Below are 18050 nucleotides of genomic sequence, written 5' to 3' on the forward strand. Positions count from 1 at the left end.
GGAGGGGGAACGGGGACCGGCACGGCCGGGAGCGCCCCGGTGCGCGCCCCGGTGGCGGAGGCCCGCGCGGTCCCTCCGGGCGGGCCCGTACCGCGGTCGCGGCGGGCCGCGCGGGGCGGGGGCGGGGCGTGCGCGCCGTACGAGCTTGAGGACCCGTACAACCCTGCGGCGGGCAAGCGTGTCCAACTGGCGTGGCAGAGGTTCTCGAATTCACGGTGGCGCGGGCTGCGACAGCCCCCCTGCGCCCGCTCAGGCGACCCCGCGCGCCCGGTGCCTCCGGCACGATGCCGGTGATTGCGCCGATGCCCTTGACCAGGCCCTCGGCCCGTATCCCGGGACAGCGTGAGGCGGCCGCCGAGCAGACCGCGGCGGCCGGCACGACTGTCGACCACCTCACCGAGACCTACCGCGCGCACTACCGCTCGCTGCTGGGTCTCGCCGCGCTGCTCCTGGACGACACCGCCTCGTGCGAGGACGTCGTGCAGGAGGCGTTCATCCGGGTGCACTCCGCGCGCAAACGGGTGCGGGACCCGGAGAAGACGCTCGCCTACCTGCGGCAGACCGTCGTCAACCTCTCCCGCTCCGCGCTGCGCCGGCGCATCCTCGGCCTCAAGCTGCTCTCGAAGCCGATGCCGGACATGGCCAGCGCCGAGGAGGGCGCGTACGACCTGCTGGAGCGGGACGAGCTGATCAAGGCGATGCGCGGCCTCCAGCGCCGCCAGCGCGAGGTCCTCGTCCTGCGCTACTTCGCGGACATGACCGAGGCCCAGGTCGCCGAGACCCTCGGCATATCGCTCGGCTCGGTCAAGGCATACGGCTCACGCGGCATCGCCGCGCTGCGGATCGCGATGGAGGACCCGGCGTGAGCGAGACACCCCCCACGCGGCACGGGGAGACACCGGGCGCGCGGGCCGAGTCCCCGCCGCGGGACGAGTCCCCCGTACCGAACGCGTCCTCCACGGGGGACGAATCCTCCGCACCCAACGCGTCCTCCGCGCCGAGGACGGACGACACCGGAAGAACCCCGGCAGCGGGGCCCGCCGCCGAGCGGCCCGCCGCCCCGGCGGACACTTCGCAGGACACGCTTGATGAACCGCAACCGCAACCGCAATCACGATCACGATCACGATCACACCCGCGTCCCCGGCCGGAACCGGAAGCCGAGCGCGGACCGGGACCCGGACCGGGACCCGCACCGGGACCCGGACCGGAACGACCCGCTTCCGCTACGGACGAAGGCGGGCCGACGGCCATGACCCCCGAAGCGGACGCCCTCGACGAACTGGCCCTGCGGCGCCTCCTGCGGGACGCCGTGGTCGGTGTCGAACCCTCGACGGCCTCCCTGGACCGGCTGCGCGTCGCCGTCCCGGCCCGCAGGGCCAGGAAGCGGCAGGCGCTGGTCGGGGTCGCGGCCGCCGCCCTCCTCCTCGGTACGGCGATCCCGGCCGCCGTGCACGTCGTGAGCGCCCCCGCCGGCGAGGACGACACGGCGATCGCGGGCAGCAGCCAGGACGCCCGCGAGCACCCGGCCGGCTCCGGCACCCCCCGGGACGGTCACCGCGCCGGTCCCGCGCCCCGGCACAGCGGCGACTCCGGCGAGGACGGCGCGGACGAGCGCGGCGAGGGGAAGCACGGCGGGAAGGGCGCCACCGGCGGCACCCCGGAACCGACGAGCAGCGCCGCCCTCGCCGCCGCCCCCGCGTGCTCGGCGGCCCAGCTGGGCGACACCGTCGTGAACTCCGGGACCCCGGGGCCGGACGGGACCGTCTACGGCAGCTTCCGCGTCGCCAACGTCTCCGGCAAGGGCTGCACGGTCGACAGCCCGGGGCAGCTCGACGCGACCGCCCACGGGAAGGCGGCCCGCACGGTCATCCAGGTCGTGGAGCACACGCCGGGCGACCCGGCGGGCCGGCTCCCCGCGCCCTCGGCCGCGGTGCCCGCGATGGTGCTCGCCCCGGGGGCCTCGTACGAGGTGCGGTTCGCCTTCGTGCCGGACGCCCAGTGCCCGAGCGACCCCGGGACCGTACCGGGCGAGGGCGAGAGCAGCGGCGGCACGGGCGGCGAGGACGACGACGGCGACAGCGGCGGGAGCGGCGGTACGCCGCCGAGCCAGCCCGCCGAACCGACCCCGTCCACCTCGGCGGGCGCCCCGGGGGAGGGGCCGGACTCCGGGCCCTCCCCCGTGGTGGACAGCGGCTCCGGTGGCGGGGCCCCGCAGGGCGACACGAAGAGCGGCCCGGCGACGGCGGACACCGTGGTCACCACCCAGCTCCTGACGACCGCGCTGCTCCAGGACAAGGGGGAGCCGGGCGGCGTCTCGCTCACCCACACCACGCTGCCCGGCGGACCGAGCGCCGGTACGACGCTGCCCGAGGCGTGCGGCGGCGGCACCGTCTACCGGACGGGCATCCTCCAGACGCCCGACGCGACGGGCTGAACAAGGGACGGGCCGAGCCGGGAACCGGCGGGCCGGCCACCGGCCGCGCCCGCCCGTACGGCAGGCCACGGTGAGAGAGGGGGCGCCTCGCGGAGGGGACGAGGCGCCCCCTCGCCGCCACCGCGCCGCCCCGTGAGCCCCTGTCGGGAGCCGGTCCGGGCGTACTCGGCGCCTGTTCCGGTGGAAGCCGGTCCGGGCGTGTTCGGTGCCCGTCCTACCGGGAACCGGCCCCGGCGCGCTCGGTGCCCGCGTCCCCGGAAACCCCGGCGGGCTCCGCGTCCGGGTCCGCGTCCGGGTCCTCGTCGTCCTCGGGGCCGATGCCGAGCAGCGCGTCGCGCTGGGCCTCGACCTCGCGCCGCAGCAGCCGGTACCACATGAAGACGACGAAGCCCGCGAAGACGAACCACTCACCGGTGTACCCGAGGTTCTGGAACGCCTTCAGGTCGAGCCCGCTGTCCGGCGCCGCCTCGGCCGGGACCGGCTTCATGCCGTCCTCGGCCCGCTCCTGCGTGATCCACCCGTCGTACACGTCGTCCGGCACCAGATTGACGAGGGAGGCCGCGCTGATGATGCCGAGCTGCCCCCGGGGCAGACCGCCCTCGGTGTGCGCGCCCTTGGTCTCGGTGCTCTCCGGCGCCTGGAGCGCGCCCGTGACGGTGACCTCGCCCCTCGGCACGGGCGGAGCGGCGGACGTCCGCGCCCGGCCCGGCAGCCAGCCGCGTACGACGGGCAGGACCTTGTCCTCGTCGGTGCGCAGCAGCCCCAGGACGTAGAAGCCCTGCCGCTCGTCCAGCTCCCGCCCGGGGACCAGATACTGCCCGACGTACCGGCCGCTCGCCACCGTGCGGTCCCCCACGGTGTCCTGCGTCACCGGCAGTACCCCGGAGAGCGGGACGGCCCGTTCGTGGCGCTGGACGGACCGCGCCTCGTCACTGTCCTTGTGCTGGTCGACGCGGTCCTCGAACCGGCCGAGCTGCCAGGAACCCATGAACACGCAGAACGGGATGGCCAGCAGGACGAACACGTGGATTCCCCACCACCGGGGAGTCAGCAGGAACCGGTACACACCCCCACGGTACGGGGCGACCGCCGTTTCCCCGGCGGCGGCCCCGTACCACGACGGCGCGTCCCTGCCCGCGGCCGGTGGCCGCCGGACCCGGATCAGGGCTTGAGATGCCTGCGTACGAAGTCGATCTCCAGGCGGAGCTGCTTGATCCGCTCCTCGACGACGAGGGAACCGTGCCCGGCGTCGTAGCGGTACACCTCGTGCGGGGCGCCGCGTGCCGCGAGCCGGTCCACGTAGTTCTCGACCTGCCGGATCGGGCAGCGCGGGTCGTTGACGCCCGCCGAGATGTACACCGGGGCGCGCACCTCGTCGACGTACGTGAGCGGCGAGGAGTCCCGGAACCGCTCCGGCACCTCCTCCGGCGTACCGCCGAGCAGCGTGCGGTCCATCGCCTTCAGCGCCTCCATCTCGTCGTGGTACGCCGTGACGTAGTCCGCGACCGGCACCGCCGCGACCCCCACCGCCCACGCCTCGGGCTGCACGCCCAGGCCCAGCAGCGTCAGGTAGCCGCCCCAGGAACCGCCCGAGAGGACGAGCCGCTCCGGGTCCGCGAGCCCGCTCTCCACCGCCCACGCGCGGACGGCCGCGATGTCCTCCAGCTCGATCAGGCCCACCCGGTGCTTGAGCGCGTCCGTCCAGGCCCGCCCGTACCCCGTCGAACCGCGGTAGTTGACGCGGACGACGGCGAAACCGTGGTCGAGCCACGCGGCGGGCGCCGCCGCGAAGGCGTCACTGTCGTGCCATGTCGGGCCGCCGTGGATCTCGAACACCGTCGGGAACGGCCCCTCGCCGCCCCCGGCGGGCCGCTGCACGAGCGCGTGCACCCGGCCGCCGGGACCCTCCACCCAGGCGTCCTCCACCGGCACCGAACGCGGCGCCCTCATCCCGGGCGGGTCCAGGACCACCCGGCCGCTCGTGGACCGCACCACCGGCGGCTCGGCGGCCGAGGACCAGAGGTACTCGACGCTCCCGTCCGGCCGCGCCGTCGCCCCCGACACCGAGCCGGCCGGGATCTCCACCCGGGTCAGGGCCGCGGTCGCCAGGTCGTAGCGGAACAGCTCGTCGCGCGCCTCGAAGCTGTGCTCGACCAGCAGCGCCGAACCGTCCGGGTACCACTCGGCGCTCACGTCGCCCGGCAGGTCCACGGCCAGCCCGGTCTCCGTACCCGCCACCGGGTCCCAGATCATCGGCTCCCAGCGCCCGCGCCGCTGGTGGCCCACGAGCAGCCGCGCGTCCCCGTCGACGGGCGCGAAACCCATGACGGCCAGGCCCAGCTCCTTCGTCCCGCCCTCCGTGTCGTCCAGCTCGGCGACGACCTGCGGGGAAGCGGCCCCCGCGGGCGCCCCGGCCGTGTCCAGACGCAGGACGCGCAGCGCCGAGTGCATCGCGTCACCGTGCTCGGTGTGCTCGATCACGAGCAGCGACTCGTCGTGCGAGAGGTCCCCGACCCCGGCCGACTCCCGGTGCCGGTACACCTCGACGGGCTCGCCCTCGTCCCGTACGACGTGCACGCTCGACCCGTGCTCGTCGGTGGACCGCCCCACGACCACGGTCCGCCCGCCCCGGCCCAGCGCCAGCCCCGCCGGGTACGAGGGCGCGAGCCCCGGCACCGCCTCGGTGTCCTGACCGCCGGGGAAGGGCTGCCGCATCCACACCCCGAACTCGTCCCCGTCACTGTCGTCGAACCACCAGATCCACCGTCCGTCCGGGGACAGCGTCCCGTCGGTCGTCCCGTTGGGCCGGTCCGTGACCTGCCGCTGCGCACCGGTGGAGCGGTCCCAGGAGTACAGCTCGTAGGTCCCCGTCGCGTTCGACACGAAGAGGGAACGGTCCGGGGCGTCCTCGGCCCACTCGGGCAGGGACACCCGGGGAGCCCGGAACCGCTTCTCCCAGTCGGGCACGGCGGCCCCGGCGTCCCCGTGCGTACCGGCGTCCGGGCCGGCATCCGTACGAGAGTTCGCCTGGGCGTCCGTACGGGCGGGTCCCGCCGCGTCATCACTCATGTCACTCATACCGCCATCCAACCCGATGGGGCGGGGCAGGGGTGGCGGGGCCGGGGCGGGTAAGGAGAGGGAACGAGAGCTGATGACCCGGTCCGCACGAGGCGCGACCGTTCCAGGAGAGGCGGTACGGCGTGCGCACGGTCGGTGTGGAGGAAGAGCTGTTGCTGGTGGACGAGGAGACGGGGGAGGCCCAGTCGCGGTCCTCCGCCGTTCTGGCCTCGGCGGAACGGGACGGGGGCGTCGGGGCGCCCGGCGACCCCGAGGAACTGTCCCTGGAACGGGAACTCCACGGCCAGCAGATCGAGTTCGCGACCCGCCCGGCCGCCGACATGGCGGAGCTTGCCCGGGAGATCCGGCGGCTGCGCACCGAGGTCTCCGCGCACGCGCGGCGCGCCGGAACGGCGGTCGCCGCCCTCGCCACCTCCCCGCTGCCGGTCAGCCCCCGCCTGAGCACCGGCGAACGCTACCGCTGGCTCGCCGAGCAGTTCGGCCCCACCATCCAGGAACAGCTGACCTGCGGCTGCCACGTCCACGTCTCCGTCGACTCCGACGAGGAGGGCGTGGCCGTCATCGACCGCCTGCGCCCCTGGCTGCCGCTGCTCCTGGCCATGAGCGCCAACTCCCCGTTCTGGCAAGGGGAGGACACCTCCCACGGCAGTTACCGCAGCCGCGTGTGGAACCGCTGGCCCTCGGCCGGCCCCACGGAGCCCTTCGGCTCGGCCCGCCGCTACCACGAGGAGGTCGAGGCGATGGTGGCGAGCGGAGTGATCCGCGACAAGGGCATGGTCTACTTCGACGCCCGCCTCTCCCACCGCTACCCGACCGTCGAGGTCCGGGTGGCCGACGTCTGCCTCGACCCCTCCACCCCCGTCGTCCTCGCCGCCCTGACCCGCGCCCTGGTCGACACGGCCGCCGAGGAGTGGCGCGCGGGCACCCCCGCCCCCACCACCGGAGTCCCCCTCCTGCGCCTCGCCGCCTGGCGCTCCGCCCGCACCGGCCTCGACGGCGACCTCCTCCACCCCACCGCCCACACGCCGGTCCCCGCGGAGGAGGCGCTCACCACCCTCCTCGACCACGTCCGCCCGGCCCTGAAGAGCAACGACGACCTCACGCTCGTGGAGAACGGCGTCACCAGGCTGCTGCGCGACGGCAACGGCGCCCGCGTACAACGGGAGTTGCTGGCGGAGACGGGGAGCCTGCGGGAGATGGTGGGGGAGTGTGTGCGCAGGGGGGAGTGAGCCTGCCCACCCCACTCCCGGTCTCCCGAACGCCGTGCGCTCCGGTTCCGTGCGGGTGCTCCCCGCAGGCGAGGGCGGCCCCGGCGGCGCCGCGTTCTGCCGTCGATGCGTCTCCTGAGCGGACGGGGGCTGGTCCGCGGGGCGTCGGAGGGTGCTTCCGCCACGGTGACGACAGGCACTGAGCGCCGGAATCACGCCCCCCGCACCCTCTGACCTCAGCCCACGGCCGGCAGTGTCGGCGGCGTCCACCACCCGATCCCCGGCGGCAGCCGGACGGCCTCCCGCTCGGAGCGGACGAGACGGGGACCGGCCCGGCGGAGCGAGGCGAGGACGCCCGCCGCCTCCGGGCCGGGGGCGGGCGACCGGCGGGCCCGCGCGGCCGGGGTGGTTCCGGTGGTTCCGGCGGGCGGACCGGCTCAGCCTCCCGCTACGGACGCATAGCCCCGAGTGGTGATCATCTTCGCCGACTCCTCGAAGTAGCCCCGGTCCTCCGGGTAGCGGGTGTCCAGGCAGGTGACGTAGCGGTTGTACATGCAGAACGCCGCGGCTATCAGCACCGTGTCGTGTATCCGCCGGTCGTCGGCGCCCGCGGAGCGAGCGGCGGCCACGGCCTCGGCGGACACCGGCCCGACCTCCCCCCGCACCTCGGCGGCGATGCGCAACAGCGCCCGCAGCAGCGGCGTTATCGGCGCGCTGTCCGGGTCCTTGAGCACCGCGGCGACGAGTGCGTCACCGCCGTCCAACTGCGCGGCGGCGAAGGCACCGTGCGAACCCGAGCAGTACGGCGTCCGGTTGAGGTGCGAGGTGTAGGCGGCGATCAGCTCGCGTTCCCCGCGGTCCAGGGACAGGGGGGAACGCAGCAGGGTCTCGGCCAGGTGGTTGAGGGGGGCGGCGGTATCGGGCCGTTGGACCATGAGCCCTCGGATACCGGGTTCGTCGTTGCTGATCTCGATGTGGGGCACAACCGACCTCTCACGTAAGGCGGATGACGGAATCGTGCGACGTGCGACGTGCGACGTGCGACGTGCGACGTGTGCTGTGCGAGTGTGACTGTGACTGTGACGTGCGAGTGTGACTGTGACTGTGACGTGCGGCAGCAAGGCCATTTTCGGCGCTCCGGGGCCAACGGGCTACTCCCGTAGTGCCAGTTGACCCATGGCCCGCACGCCGGGCCGTGGACGGGGCCCGTGCCCGTACGCCGGGCGTCGTCCACCCGCGAGAGACCGCGAGGGCCCCGGCGAGGAGTACCGCTCGACCGGGCCGGGAGCGGGAGAAGGCCCGACCGCTGGCGACGGGGGATGCGTCAGCGATCGGGCCGTGACCAACGGTACTAGCCCGTAGGAGTGTTGCGGCAGGCTCCGGTGAACGTGCCGACACGATGTGACCGGTTTCACTCGGTGTGAGGGGTGGGGCGCGGAGCGCGAACCGTTGCCCGTCTACTCGTCACACGGCGGGTCGAAGGAGAGGCGCGGCAGGAACTCCTCCCACTTCTCCCGGGTCAGGACCCCCCGGGTGGTGGAGCAGATACGGCGGATCGCCGCGTCGGTGTCCAGGTTCCACAGCCGTACGGTGTCGGTGCCGCTCGACACGCCGAGCATGTTGCTGTGCGGGCGGAAGGACAGGAAGCTGCCCGTCTTGGCGTTGGGGCTCATCGACTGGCCGATGGCGGACACCTCGGAGGGGTGCGAGACGTCCCAGAGCCGGACCGAGTTGTCGTTCCCGCCGCTTGCCAGACTGTGGCCGTCCGGGCTGAACGTCAGGGACACCACCGCGTCGGTGTGCCCGGTCAGCGGAGCGCCCAGCCGGGCCGCCTCGCGGGGTTTCGTCACGTCCCAGAGCCGGACGGTGCCGTCGTCGCTGCCGCTGGCCAGCGTGTGCCCGTCCGGGCTGTAGGAAAGGGTGTTGACGGCCCCCAGGTGTCCGGTGAGCGGACCGCCGAGCCGAGCGGCGCGCAGCGGGTCCGACACGTCCCGGAGCCGGACGGTCCCGTCCGCGCTGCCACTGGCCAGGGTCCGCCCGTCGGCGCCGAAGGCGAGGGCGTTGACATACCCCTTGTGGCCGGTGAGGGGCTGCCCGACAGGGCGGGGCCGGGACGGGTCGCCGACGTTCCACAACCGCACCGTGCGGTCGGTCCAGGCGGTCGCCAGCAGCCGCCCGTCGGGGCTGAACGCGAGGGCGCGGGGGCCCGCGAACCGGGTGCGCAGCGCCATCGCCGGCCCGTAGGGCACCGGCCGGGCGGGGTCCGTGACATTCCACAGCCGTACCGCGTGGGTCCCCGTCAGTACCGCCAGGGTGCGGCCGTCGGGGGAGAAGACCAGCGAACGCGGCGCCCCGCTCCCGGGGGTGAACGGCTCGCCCAGGGCCACCGGTCGGCTGGGGCGCGCCACCCGCCACAGCCGGACCTTGTCGTCCCCGGCGGCCGTGGCGAGCACCTTCGCGTCGGGACGGAACGCCCCGATGCGGCCGATCACGTCCGAGGTCGGGACCGACCACAGGCGGACCTTGTTGTCCCCACTGCCGGTGGCGAGGGTCCTCCCGTCGGGGCTGAAACCGATCGCGTACATCTCCCCGCTGCCGCCCGCGAGAGGCTCACCGACCTGTGAGGGGTGGGCCGGGTCGCTGACGTTCCACAGACTGGCCTTACTGTCGGCGCTGCCGTCCGCGAGCATGGTCCCGGCGGAGTTGAAGGCCACCGACCATATCGGGCCGGTGTGCCCGGTCAGCGGCGCGCCCAGCGCCTTCGCGCGCCGTGGGTCGGCGACGTCCCAGAGCCGTACGGTGCGGTCCGTGCCGCCGCTGGCGAGCGTACGGCCGCCGGGGGCGAAGGCGACGGAGTGCACCGTGCCGGTATGACCGGTCAGCCGCGGGCCGGCCGGCTTCGGGCGACGGGGATCGGCCGTGTCCCACAGCCTGATCGTGCCGTCGTCGCCTCCGGCCGCCAGCGTCCGCCCGTCGGGGCTGAACGCCACGGACCGTACGGCCGCGGTATGACCGGTCAGCCTGCCGAGCGCCTTGGGCCGCCGCGGCTCGTCCACGTTCCACAGGCCCACGGTGTGGTCCTCGTCGGCGGAGGCGAGGGTGCGGCCGTCCGGGCTGAAGGCGAGCAGGTAGATGGCACCCCCGTGCCCGGGAACGGGAGCGCCCAGCGCCCGCGGGTGACGGGCGTCCCGTACGTCCCACAGGCGGATCGTGCCGTCGTCCGAGGCGCTGGCCAGCGTGGTGCCGTCCGGGCTGAAGACCGCGGTGCTCACCCAGCTCCGGTGACCGGTGAGCGGGGAGCCCAGCGGGTGGGGGAGGTTCGGGTCCGACACGTCCCACAGCCGGACGGTCCGGTCGTAGCTGGCGGTGGCCAGGACCTGCCCGTCCGGGCTGAACGAGGTGAGGTAGACGGCGCCGGTGTGACCGAGCAGCGGGGAGGCCAGCGGCGCGTTCACGATGGAGAGCAGCCGGTTCCTCGTGTCCTCGTCGTCCGGGCGCAACCGGTGCGCCACCAGATCGAGTTGGGCGGACAGCGACGGATCGGAGTCCGCGGCCCGGTCCGCCTCCGCGACCACCTGCTGGAACACGGCGTCGTTCCGCTGCTCCCACGCGATCACCGCGGCGGTGACGGCGAGCATCGCGAGGACGACCAGCGCCGACACCGCGCTACGCCCGAGCAGGACCGTGCGCCGGCGCAGCTTGGCCGAGGCCGCGAGGAAGCCGGCCGCGACGCGGGTCAGACCGGTGTCGTCGGCGGACCTCACCCAGGCGCGGGCGTGGTCCAGCCGGGACCCCCGGTAGAGCAGCGCGGAATCGCGTCCGGACTCCTCCCAGGCCCGGCCGTCCTCCTCCAGCCGCTGGCGCAGCAGATGGTCGTTCTTGTCCTCGTCGATCCAGCCGCGCAGCCGCGGCCAGGCGTGCAGCAGCGCCTCGTGCGTGATCTCGACGGTCTCCGCGTCCAGAGTCACCAGGCGGGCGCGGACCAGCGCTTCGAGCGACTGCTCCGTCTTCGCCGGGTCCGCCGACTCCTCCACCAGCTGGCGCCGCGTCTCGCGTCTCCGCGTGGCCTGGGTGTCCTCGCCCAGCCGCACCAGCCTGAGGAGGAACTGCCTCGCCGCGACGCGGGCCGCCGGATCGAGTACGGACCAGGCGCGCTCGGCGGTCGCCGCCACCGCCCCCTGGATACCGCCCGCCGCGCGGTAACCGGCCAGGGTCAGCCGCCCCGACCTGCGTCGCTGCCAGGTGGCGAGCAGGGCGTGGGAGAGGAGCGGGAGCACCCCCGCGTCGTGTGCGCCGCGCGGCCCGTCGAAGGTCACCTCGCGGACGATCAGTTCCGCCAGCCCCGGTTCGAGCTCCAGTCCCACGGCCTTGGCCGGGCCCGTCACCGCCTTGCGCAGGTCGGCGGCGGTCAGCGGACCGAGCACGGTGTGCCGGCGTTCCAGCGCCTCGGCCAGTTCGGGGTACCCGAGGCACCTCTCGTAGAAATCGGCCCGTATACCGACGACGACGAGGGCGGGAGCCTGCTCACCGTCGTCCCCGGGCGAGCTGACGGCGTGCAGGAGCCGGATGAAGACCTGCCTGTCCGCCTCGTCCGGGCACAGCGTGAACAGCTCCTCGAACTGGTCCACGATGATGACGGGGCGGGCCCCGGACGTCGTCGCCCGCCGGGTCCACGAGGCGACGGCCTGCCGCACCTCCCGGGCGAATGGCGGCGTACCGGACACGCCGGAGAGCGATCCCCTCACGGCCGGCGACACGTCACCCAGCTCGGGGACGCGCCCGGTCAGCTCGGCCAGCGGATCGCCGCCGGGGACGAGTTGCAGCACCGGCCTGTCCCGGGCGTCCTCCCCTTCCAGTTCCAGCGCGCCCTTCCGCAACGCCGGCACCAGGCCGGCGTTCAGCAAGGAGGACTTTCCCGCCCCCGAGGCGCCCACGAGCATGACCAGCCCACCCGTCGCCTCCGCCGCGCGGAGCAGGCCGATGAGGGTCGCCGTACTGCGCTCCCGGCCGAAGAACCACTGGGCGTCCTTCTGGCGGTACGAGGACAGCCCCCGGTACGGGCACACGGCCGCGCTCCCCGGGCCGGGCGTGCCGCCCGCGCCGCCCGCGCCGCCCGTGCCGGACGACTCCTCGGCCGGGCGCCGCCCCGCCCCCTCGACACCCGCCGCCCCGCCGTCGGCCACCGGGCCGGCCACGGCGCTCTCCCACTGCGCGAGCCAGTGGGCCATGTCGTAGAGGCCGGGGGAGACCGGTACCGGCCGCCTGCGCCGGGCCTCGGAGATCAGCAGGTGCAGAACCGCGCTCAGAGCGGCGAACTGGGCGGGTACGTTCCTGGCCCGCCGCCAGTCGCTGATCCGCTGCGCGGACACCCGCACGGGCCGCCCCCGCTCGTCGACCCGCTGAAGACGGGCGACCGCGTCGGAGACCCGCTTGAGAGGAGGGTCGCCGGCCTCCTGGTACAGCAGGGCGAGACGCTCCGCGAAGGCCGCCCGCGCCCCCGAGTCGCCACCCAAGTCCTCCACCCCCTCACTTCCGCCACACCCGCGCGTCCGGACCGGAAAACTCACCCTATAGCCCTGACCTGCACTTATGTCATCCGGATACGGCGGCGGCCCCCTCCATGGGCTACGCGAATGGCAGGATCAGGACGCAGTAGCGAACCGAACACGTTGCGTCCGGGCCACCATCCTCCCACCGCCCGGAGAGACCGTCCCCGGCGCTCGCGCCTTCCCGGACCGCCTCACGCGACCGTTCTTCTCCGGACCGCTTCCCCCTGGGAGAAACGGCCCCGGAGACCGTCTGCCCCGCGCCGCCCCGCCGACGCGGCACGAGGCAGCACAGCCCGCGTCGTCCGGTACCGGTCCGCACGAGGGGAGGGACCGGCACCGGAGGACGTGGGGCAGTTGATGGCCGGAACCGGCTCCGATGGCGGCCTCCACTGGGACCAGAAGAGACAGCGACGAACCGCCACGGCGAACCTCGGCTTCGATCCGGCACGGCCGTGACCGAGGAGGTCCACCGGAAGCAGATCCGCCCCGTGACCCAGACTGGCGCGGTGGTCATGGACGGCATCTTCAAGCGCGGTCCGGAGCGGTAGTCACCCAGATGGCCACGCAAACGAAACAGGTCCCCAACCTACTCACGTGAGTAGGTTGGGGACCTGATGCTTCACTGTCGGGGTGGCGGGATTTGAACCCACGACCTCTTCGTCCCGAACGAAGCGCGCTGCCAAGCTGCGCTACACCCCGATGTCGGCCTGGCGGGTCACTCGGAGGTGATTCCGTCGTGGCGACATCGATTACTTTAGCGGACCCGAGGCCGTAGACGAAATCCGGTTCTCAGAGGGTGGGGCGGACGTGGTCCGTGGCCACCAGCAGCAGGGCCAGGGCCGTCGTCGTCACCGCCAGGAGGGCGGAGTGGGCGGCCAGTGTCGTGGCGGGGAGGGTGTCCGGGTTCAGGTAGGGGTGGAGGTGGCGGCCGGGCTTGAGCAGGGTGAAGGCCAGGTAGGCCGCGGGGTAGGGGAGCCAGGACGGGAGTATGCGGACGTGCAGGGTGCGGGGGCGGGTGAACAGGAGCCAGTCGAGGAGGGCGGCCAGGGGAGTGGCCGTTGCCAGGAGCGAGAGGGACGGGCCGGTCGTCGCCCATGAGGTGATCGCCGCCAGGAGGACGTAGAGGAGGGCCGCGCCGGTGAGGGCGGGGCGGACCGGGCGGCGGGGGCGCCAGGCGCGGGCCGCCGAGACCGCTGTGACCAGGGCCAGGAGGAGGTTGCTCTGGACCGTGAGGCGGCTCAGCGCTTCCAGGGGCGGGCCCGTCGCCACGGCGAGGGCCACTCCTGCGGCCGCTGCCGCCGCGAGCAGCGCTCGGCAGGTCGCGACGACCGGCCGGCGTACCGGCGGGGCCACCGCTTCCACGGGGACTCGGGTGGGGTAGGGGGCGACCATGCGGTCCACCGTAGGCAGACACCTACCCGCGGTGAACCTCCCGGGGGTGTCCGAGGGGCCGAGGGGCCCCGCCCCCGGCCCCCACCTTGTTCTTGATCCTGATCCTGATTCTGAACCTGATCGGACACCCCTCGGACACCCGGGGACTGGACCGCTTCGTCCCTCCCCGCTTCGTCCCTCCGCCTCGTCCCCAAGCGCCGGACCGGTTCCGGGGCCGGTGGCGAGAGACGTGGGGAGGGAGGGCGGGCGGAGGGCTATCCTTCCTTCGCCACCAGCGTCAGCAGCGTCGCCTCCGGGGGGCAGGCGAAGCGGAGCGGGGTGTAGCGGTTGGTGCCGCAGCCCGCTGATACGTGGAGGTAGGAGGTGTTGCCGTTCTCCGTGTGGGTCGACAGGCCCTTCACGCGGTCCGTGTCCAGGTCGCAGTTGGTGACCAGGGCGCCGTAGAAGGGGATGCAGAGCTGGCCGCCGTGCGTGTGGCCCGCGAGGATCAGCGGGTAGCCGTCCGCCGTGAAGGCGTCCAGGGTGCGCAGGTACGGGGCGTGGACGACGGCCATCGAGAAGTCGGCCGTGGCGTCGGGGCCACCGGTGACCCTCGCGTACCGGTCCCGCTTGATGTGCGGGTCGTCGAGGCCGGTCAGGGCGATCGCGTGGCCGTCGATCTTCAGGGTGCCCCGGGTGTTGGTCAGGTTCAGCCAGCCCGCCGCGTCGAAGCCGTCCCGCAGTTCCTCCCACGGGTTGTGCACGACGTTCTGGGCGGGCGGGTTGCCGTTCAGGCCGTGGGCGCCCCGGGCCTTCTCCATCAAGTAGCGGGCGGGGTTGCGGAGTTTGGGGCCGTAGTAGTCGTTCGAGCCGAAGACGTACGCGCCGGGGAACTCCATCAGCGGGCCCAGCGCGTCCAGGGCCTCCGGGACGCCCTCCGGGTCGGACAGGTTGTCCCCGGTGTTGATCACGAAGTCGGGGCGCAGTCCGGCCAGCGACTGGAGCCAGCGGCGCTTCTTGTTCTGGCCGCTCACCATGTGGATGTCCGAGACCTGGAGGACGCGCAGCGGGCGCATCCCGGCCGGCAGTACGGGGACCGTCACCCGGCGCAGCCGGAACGACCGCACCTCGAAGCCTGCCGCGTACACGAGGCCGGCCGCCGCCGTCGCCCCGATTCCCGCCGTGATGCCCAGGGGTACTCCGTATCGCGCGCGCATGGCGCCATCGTGTCAGATCCGGGGGGAGCACGGACCGGCAGGGAGCCGCCGCCCGCCCCGCAACGGCCCTTCCGGGCAGCGGAAATCCGCGCGGCGATCGGCCCCGCCACCTGAGACACTGGCGGCATGACCACGCTCAAGGACACTCTGCGCGAAGACCTCACGGCCGCCATCCGGAAGCGGGACGAGCTGCGCTCCGCCACCCTCCGGCTGACCCTCACCGCCATCACCAAGGAAGAGGTCTCCGGTACGGCGGCGCGTGAGCTGTCCGACGAGGAGGTGCTCCAGGTGATCGCCAAGGAGGCGAAGAAGCGCCGCGAGGCCGCCGACGCCTTCGAGCAGGGCGGTCGCGGGGAGCAGGCCGCCCGGGAGCGTGCCGAGGGCGAGGTGCTCGCGCACTACCTGCCCAAGCAGCTCGGCGACGAGGAGCTGGCGGGGATCGTCGCCCAGGCCGTCGAGGAGGCGCGGGCCGCCGGCGCCGAGGGGCCGCGCGCCATGGGGCAGGTCATGAAGATCGTGAACCCGAAGGTGAAGGGGCTCGCGGAGGGCGGCCGTGTGGCCGCCGCCGTCAAGCAGGCCCTCGCCCAGTAGGCCGCGAACGGTGAGCCCTCGCCCTCAGCGGCAAGCCTTGGGCGGTGGGCGGTGGGCGGTAAGCGGTAGGCCGTCCTGGAGGAACGGGAAGGAAAGCAGGGCCCCGGCTGGATCATCCAGCCGGGGCCCTGCTCACGAGTCCCCCCACGAGTCCCCCCACGAGTCCCCCCACGGGTCCTCCCCCAGGGGTCCTCCCCCACGAGTCCTCGTCACGGGTCCTCGGGTGCGCCGTCGGCGTCGGCTCGCTCGCGCTCGCCGTCCCGGGGCCCGGTCTCAGTGCCCGAACCAGCCTCCGTCGTCGCCCCGGTCGCCACCGTTGCCGTTGCCGTTGCCGTTCCCGTTGTCGTTCCCGCCGTTGTCCCCGGGGAACAGTCCGCCGAGGCCGCCGTCGGGGTGCTCGTCGCCGCCGTCCTGCGGCTGGCCGGGCTGGTCCGGCTGGTCGGGCTGGTCGCCGTTCCCGGGCTTCTTCGGGTCCTTCTTCTTCGGGTCCGGGATGTCGATCAGGTTGAAGTCGGGAGCCTCCTGCCCGGCCAGCGCGCCGTTCACCGCGTCGCGCCAGATGGGGCCCGGCACCGCGCCACCGAAGACCAGCTCGTTGTAGCGGCCGCCGATCGTGATGTCGCGCATCTTGACCTGCTGCGTCGCGCTGCCGACCCACACCGCGCCCGACATGTTCGGGGTGTAGCCCACGAACCAGGCGTTGCGGCGCTCGTCCGTCGTACCCGTCTTACCGGCGCTCGGACGGTTGTCGAGCCCGGCCTCCTTACCGGTACCGGAGTCGATCACGCCGTTCAGCAGGGTGTTTATCGTGTCGGCGGTCTTCTCGGACATCGCCCTCGTGCAGGTCGACTTGGGGACCGCGATCGGCTTCTTGTCCATGCCGGTCACCGACTCGATCGCGACCGGGGTGCAGTACGTGCCGCGGGTCGCGAAAGCCGCGTACGCCGAGGCCATGGTGAGCGGGGACAGGCCCTTCGCGCCGAGCGCGATCGAGGGGACCTGCGGCAGCTTCTCGCCGCTGCCCTGCACTATGCCGAGCTTGTCGGTCAGCTGGGTCACCGGGCAGGTGCCGACCTCGGAGATGAGCGAGATGAAGTAGGTGTTGATGGACTTCGCCATCGCCTCCTTCATCCGGTACGGGCCCTTCTCGGTCTCGTTCTCGTTCTCGACCTTCGCGTGTTCCTCGTTGGTCCACGGCTTCTCGCAGCCCTGGACCGGGCTCGGGTACTCCATCGAGTACGGCGAGGGGTACTCCTTCGTGGGCGGCATACCCTTCTCGATCGCCGCCGCCGCCACGAAGGGCTTGAAGGTCGAACCGGTCGGGAAGCCGAAGTTCGAGCCGCTCATGTCCTTGTTGACGCTGAGGTTGTAGGCCGACTCGTTCTTGCCGTTGCCGTACGGCTTGGACTGGCCCATCGCGAGGATCTTGCCGGTGCCCGGCTGGACCAGCGTGCTGGCCGCGTCCACCGGGTCCGTCCGGTAGACGTGCTCGGACAGCGACTTCTGCACCGCGTCCTGCGCCTGCGGGTCCAGCGTCGTGCGGATCGTGAGGCCGCCCCGGTTCCACAGCTTGGCGCGGTCCGCCTTCGTCTTGCCGAAGGCCGGATCGGTCATGAGCACGTTCTCGACGTACTGGCAGAAGAAGCCGGCCCCGCGCGTGGCGGTGATGCAGCCGCTCTTCGGGCGCTGCACCTTCAGCCCCAGCGGCTTCGCCCGCGCGGCCTGCATCTCGCCGCGCGTGATGGCGTGTACCTCGTACATGCGGCGCAGCACCGTGTCCCGGCGCTTCTTCGCCTCGTTGGGGGCGTTGACCGGGTCGTAGCGGGTCGGCGACTGCACGATGCCGGCCAGCATCGCGGCCTGCTCCAGCTTCAGGTCCTTCGCGTGGGTGGAGAAGTAGCGCTGCGAGGCGGCCTCGACGCCGTACGCGCCCTGACCGAAGAAGGTGATGTTGAGGTAGTTCTCCAGAATGCCCTTCTTGCCGAGTTCCTTCTCGATCTGAATGGCGTACTTGAGTTCCTTGATCTTGCGCCCGATCGTCTGCTGCGTGGCCTGCGCGACCTTGTCGGGGTCGTTCCCCGCCTCCTCGATGAAGACGTTCTTCACGTACTGCTGCGTCAGGGTCGACGCCCCCTGGGCCACTCCGCCGCTCTGGGCGTTCTGGTTGACCGCGCGCAGGACGCCCTTGAGGTCGACCGCCCCGTGCTCGTAGAAGCGCGCGTCCTCGATGGCGACGAGCGCCTTGCGGACGTACGGAGACATGTCCTTCAGCGGTACGACCGTGCGGTCGCGGAAGTAGACGGTCGCGATCTGACCGCCCTTCGAGTCCAGGATGGTCGAGCGCTGGCTCAGCGGCGGGCGCTTCAGATCGGCCGGGATCTCGTCGAACTCCTGGACGGTTCCCTTGGTCGCCAGTCCCAGGGCACCGACGGCCGGGAGGGCGATCCCCGCGAGCACCGCCCCCGAGAGCACGCTGACACCGAGGAACTTGGCGGCTTGCTGGACAGGGGAGAGTCCACCGCCCGAGCGCTTCTTTCCCATGCAGGGCAGCCTACGTTCTCAATCGCCGGACATCCGTATATGCCTTGGCCTAAGCTGC

At 73.1% G+C, this 18050-nt stretch carries 11 protein-coding genes, 1 tRNA gene and 1 pseudogene; 5 read left to right on the forward strand and 8 right to left on the reverse strand.

All coding sequences use genetic code 11. The annotated features are described in order from the left end of the window. The first annotated feature begins 191 nt into the window (after positions 1-191). Together ACFYMP_RS18935 and ACFYMP_RS18940 are read left to right on the forward strand one after the other, a co-directional pair. Positions 192-866: a SigE family RNA polymerase sigma factor gene (locus ACFYMP_RS18935; protein WP_388858469.1), complete on the forward strand. Its 675-nt coding sequence runs from the start codon at positions 192-194 to the stop codon at positions 864-866. A 386-nt stretch (positions 867-1252) separates the two neighbouring features. Continuing rightward, positions 1253-2437: a hypothetical protein gene (locus ACFYMP_RS18940; protein WP_388858472.1), complete on the forward strand. Its 1185-nt coding sequence runs from the start codon at positions 1253-1255 to the stop codon at positions 2435-2437. 214 nt (positions 2438-2651) lie between these two features. Here the strand turns inward: ACFYMP_RS18940 and ACFYMP_RS18945 are convergent, their stop codons facing one another. Together ACFYMP_RS18945 and ACFYMP_RS18950 are read right to left on the reverse strand one after the other, a co-directional pair. Continuing rightward, entirely contained in the window at positions 2652-3503 is an 852-nt protein-coding gene (locus tag ACFYMP_RS18945) for an SURF1 family protein (RefSeq protein WP_388858475.1), read from the reverse strand. Between the two features lie 95 nt (positions 3504-3598). Further along, positions 3599-5506, reverse strand: a complete 1908-nt coding sequence (locus tag ACFYMP_RS18950; protein WP_388859016.1) for a S9 family peptidase — start codon at positions 5504-5506, stop codon at positions 3599-3601. A 131-nt stretch (positions 5507-5637) separates the two neighbouring features. Between ACFYMP_RS18950 and ACFYMP_RS18955 the strand changes: the two genes are divergently transcribed. Continuing rightward, positions 5638-6744 carry a glutamate--cysteine ligase gene (locus ACFYMP_RS18955; RefSeq protein WP_388858478.1) on the forward strand — a complete coding sequence of 369 codons (1107 nt, stop codon included), beginning with the start codon at positions 5638-5640 and terminating at the stop codon, positions 6742-6744. Positions 6745-7160: 416 nt separating this feature from the next. On the opposite strand, the gene ACFYMP_RS18960 is transcribed toward ACFYMP_RS18955, so the two are convergent. Then, complete coding sequence (locus ACFYMP_RS18960) at positions 7161-7706, reverse strand: carboxymuconolactone decarboxylase family protein (protein ID WP_388858481.1); 546 nt, start codon at positions 7704-7706, stop codon at positions 7161-7163. Between the two features lie 474 nt (positions 7707-8180). Continuing rightward, positions 8181-12245: an AAA family ATPase gene (locus ACFYMP_RS18965; RefSeq protein ID WP_388858484.1), complete on the reverse strand. Its 4065-nt coding sequence runs from the start codon at positions 12243-12245 to the stop codon at positions 8181-8183. 467 nt (positions 12246-12712) lie between these two features. Here ACFYMP_RS18965 and ACFYMP_RS18970 point away from each other — a divergent pair. After that, positions 12713-12820: pseudogene (locus ACFYMP_RS18970) on the forward strand (site-specific integrase); the annotation flags it as partial. Between the two features lie 77 nt (positions 12821-12897). On the opposite strand, the gene ACFYMP_RS18975 reads toward ACFYMP_RS18970, so the two are convergent. The 3 genes from ACFYMP_RS18975 to ACFYMP_RS18985 form a co-directional block, all read right to left on the reverse strand. Continuing rightward, a tRNA-Pro gene (locus ACFYMP_RS18975) sits at positions 12898-12971 on the reverse strand. Between the two features lie 90 nt (positions 12972-13061). Beyond that, positions 13062-13664, reverse strand: coding sequence for a Pr6Pr family membrane protein (locus ACFYMP_RS18980; protein WP_388858487.1), 603 nt, complete (start codon positions 13662-13664; stop codon positions 13062-13064). A gap of 254 nt (positions 13665-13918) precedes the next feature. Then, the gene (locus tag ACFYMP_RS18985; protein ID WP_388858490.1) at positions 13919-14860 is read right to left on the reverse strand and encodes a metallophosphoesterase; all 942 of its coding nucleotides are present in this window, start codon (positions 14858-14860) and stop codon (positions 13919-13921) included. 126 nt (positions 14861-14986) lie between these two features. Between ACFYMP_RS18985 and ACFYMP_RS18990 the strand changes: the two genes are divergently transcribed. Further along, the gene (locus ACFYMP_RS18990; RefSeq protein ID WP_363145573.1) at positions 14987-15451 is read left to right on the forward strand and encodes a GatB/YqeY domain-containing protein; all 465 of its coding nucleotides are present in this window, start codon (positions 14987-14989) and stop codon (positions 15449-15451) included. Positions 15452-15724: 273 nt separating this feature from the next. On the opposite strand, the gene ACFYMP_RS18995 is transcribed toward ACFYMP_RS18990, so the two are convergent. Beyond that, positions 15725-17992 carry a transglycosylase domain-containing protein gene (locus tag ACFYMP_RS18995; protein ID WP_388858493.1) on the reverse strand — a complete coding sequence of 756 codons (2268 nt, stop codon included), beginning with the start codon at positions 17990-17992 and terminating at the stop codon, positions 15725-15727. Between the last annotated feature and the right edge of the window lie 58 nt (positions 17993-18050).

Origin of the sequence: Streptomyces sp. NPDC007088 (genome assembly GCF_042869355.1) — a bacterium.
GTDB lineage: Bacteria > Actinomycetota > Actinomycetes > Streptomycetales > Streptomycetaceae > Streptomyces.

What these genes read in the sequence shown, in the direction of transcription:
- ACFYMP_RS18940 (WP_388858472.1), top strand. Translation starts at nt 1,253, where the DNA reads ATGACCCCCGAAGCGGACGCCCTCGACGAACTGGCCCTGCGGCGCCTC.
- ACFYMP_RS18950 (WP_388859016.1), bottom strand. Translation starts at nt 5,506, where the DNA reads ATGAGTGATGACGCGGCGGGACCCGCCCGTACGGACGCCCAGGCGAAC.
- ACFYMP_RS18980 (WP_388858487.1), bottom strand. Translation starts at nt 13,664, where the DNA reads ATGGTCGCCCCCTACCCCACCCGAGTCCCCGTGGAAGCGGTGGCCCCG.
- ACFYMP_RS18985 (WP_388858490.1), bottom strand. Translation starts at nt 14,860, where the DNA reads ATGCGCGCGCGATACGGAGTACCCCTGGGCATCACGGCGGGAATCGGG.
- ACFYMP_RS18990 (WP_363145573.1), top strand. Translation starts at nt 14,987, where the DNA reads ATGACCACGCTCAAGGACACTCTGCGCGAAGACCTCACGGCCGCCATC.
- ACFYMP_RS18995 (WP_388858493.1), bottom strand. Translation starts at nt 17,992, where the DNA reads ATGGGAAAGAAGCGCTCGGGCGGTGGACTCTCCCCTGTCCAGCAAGCC.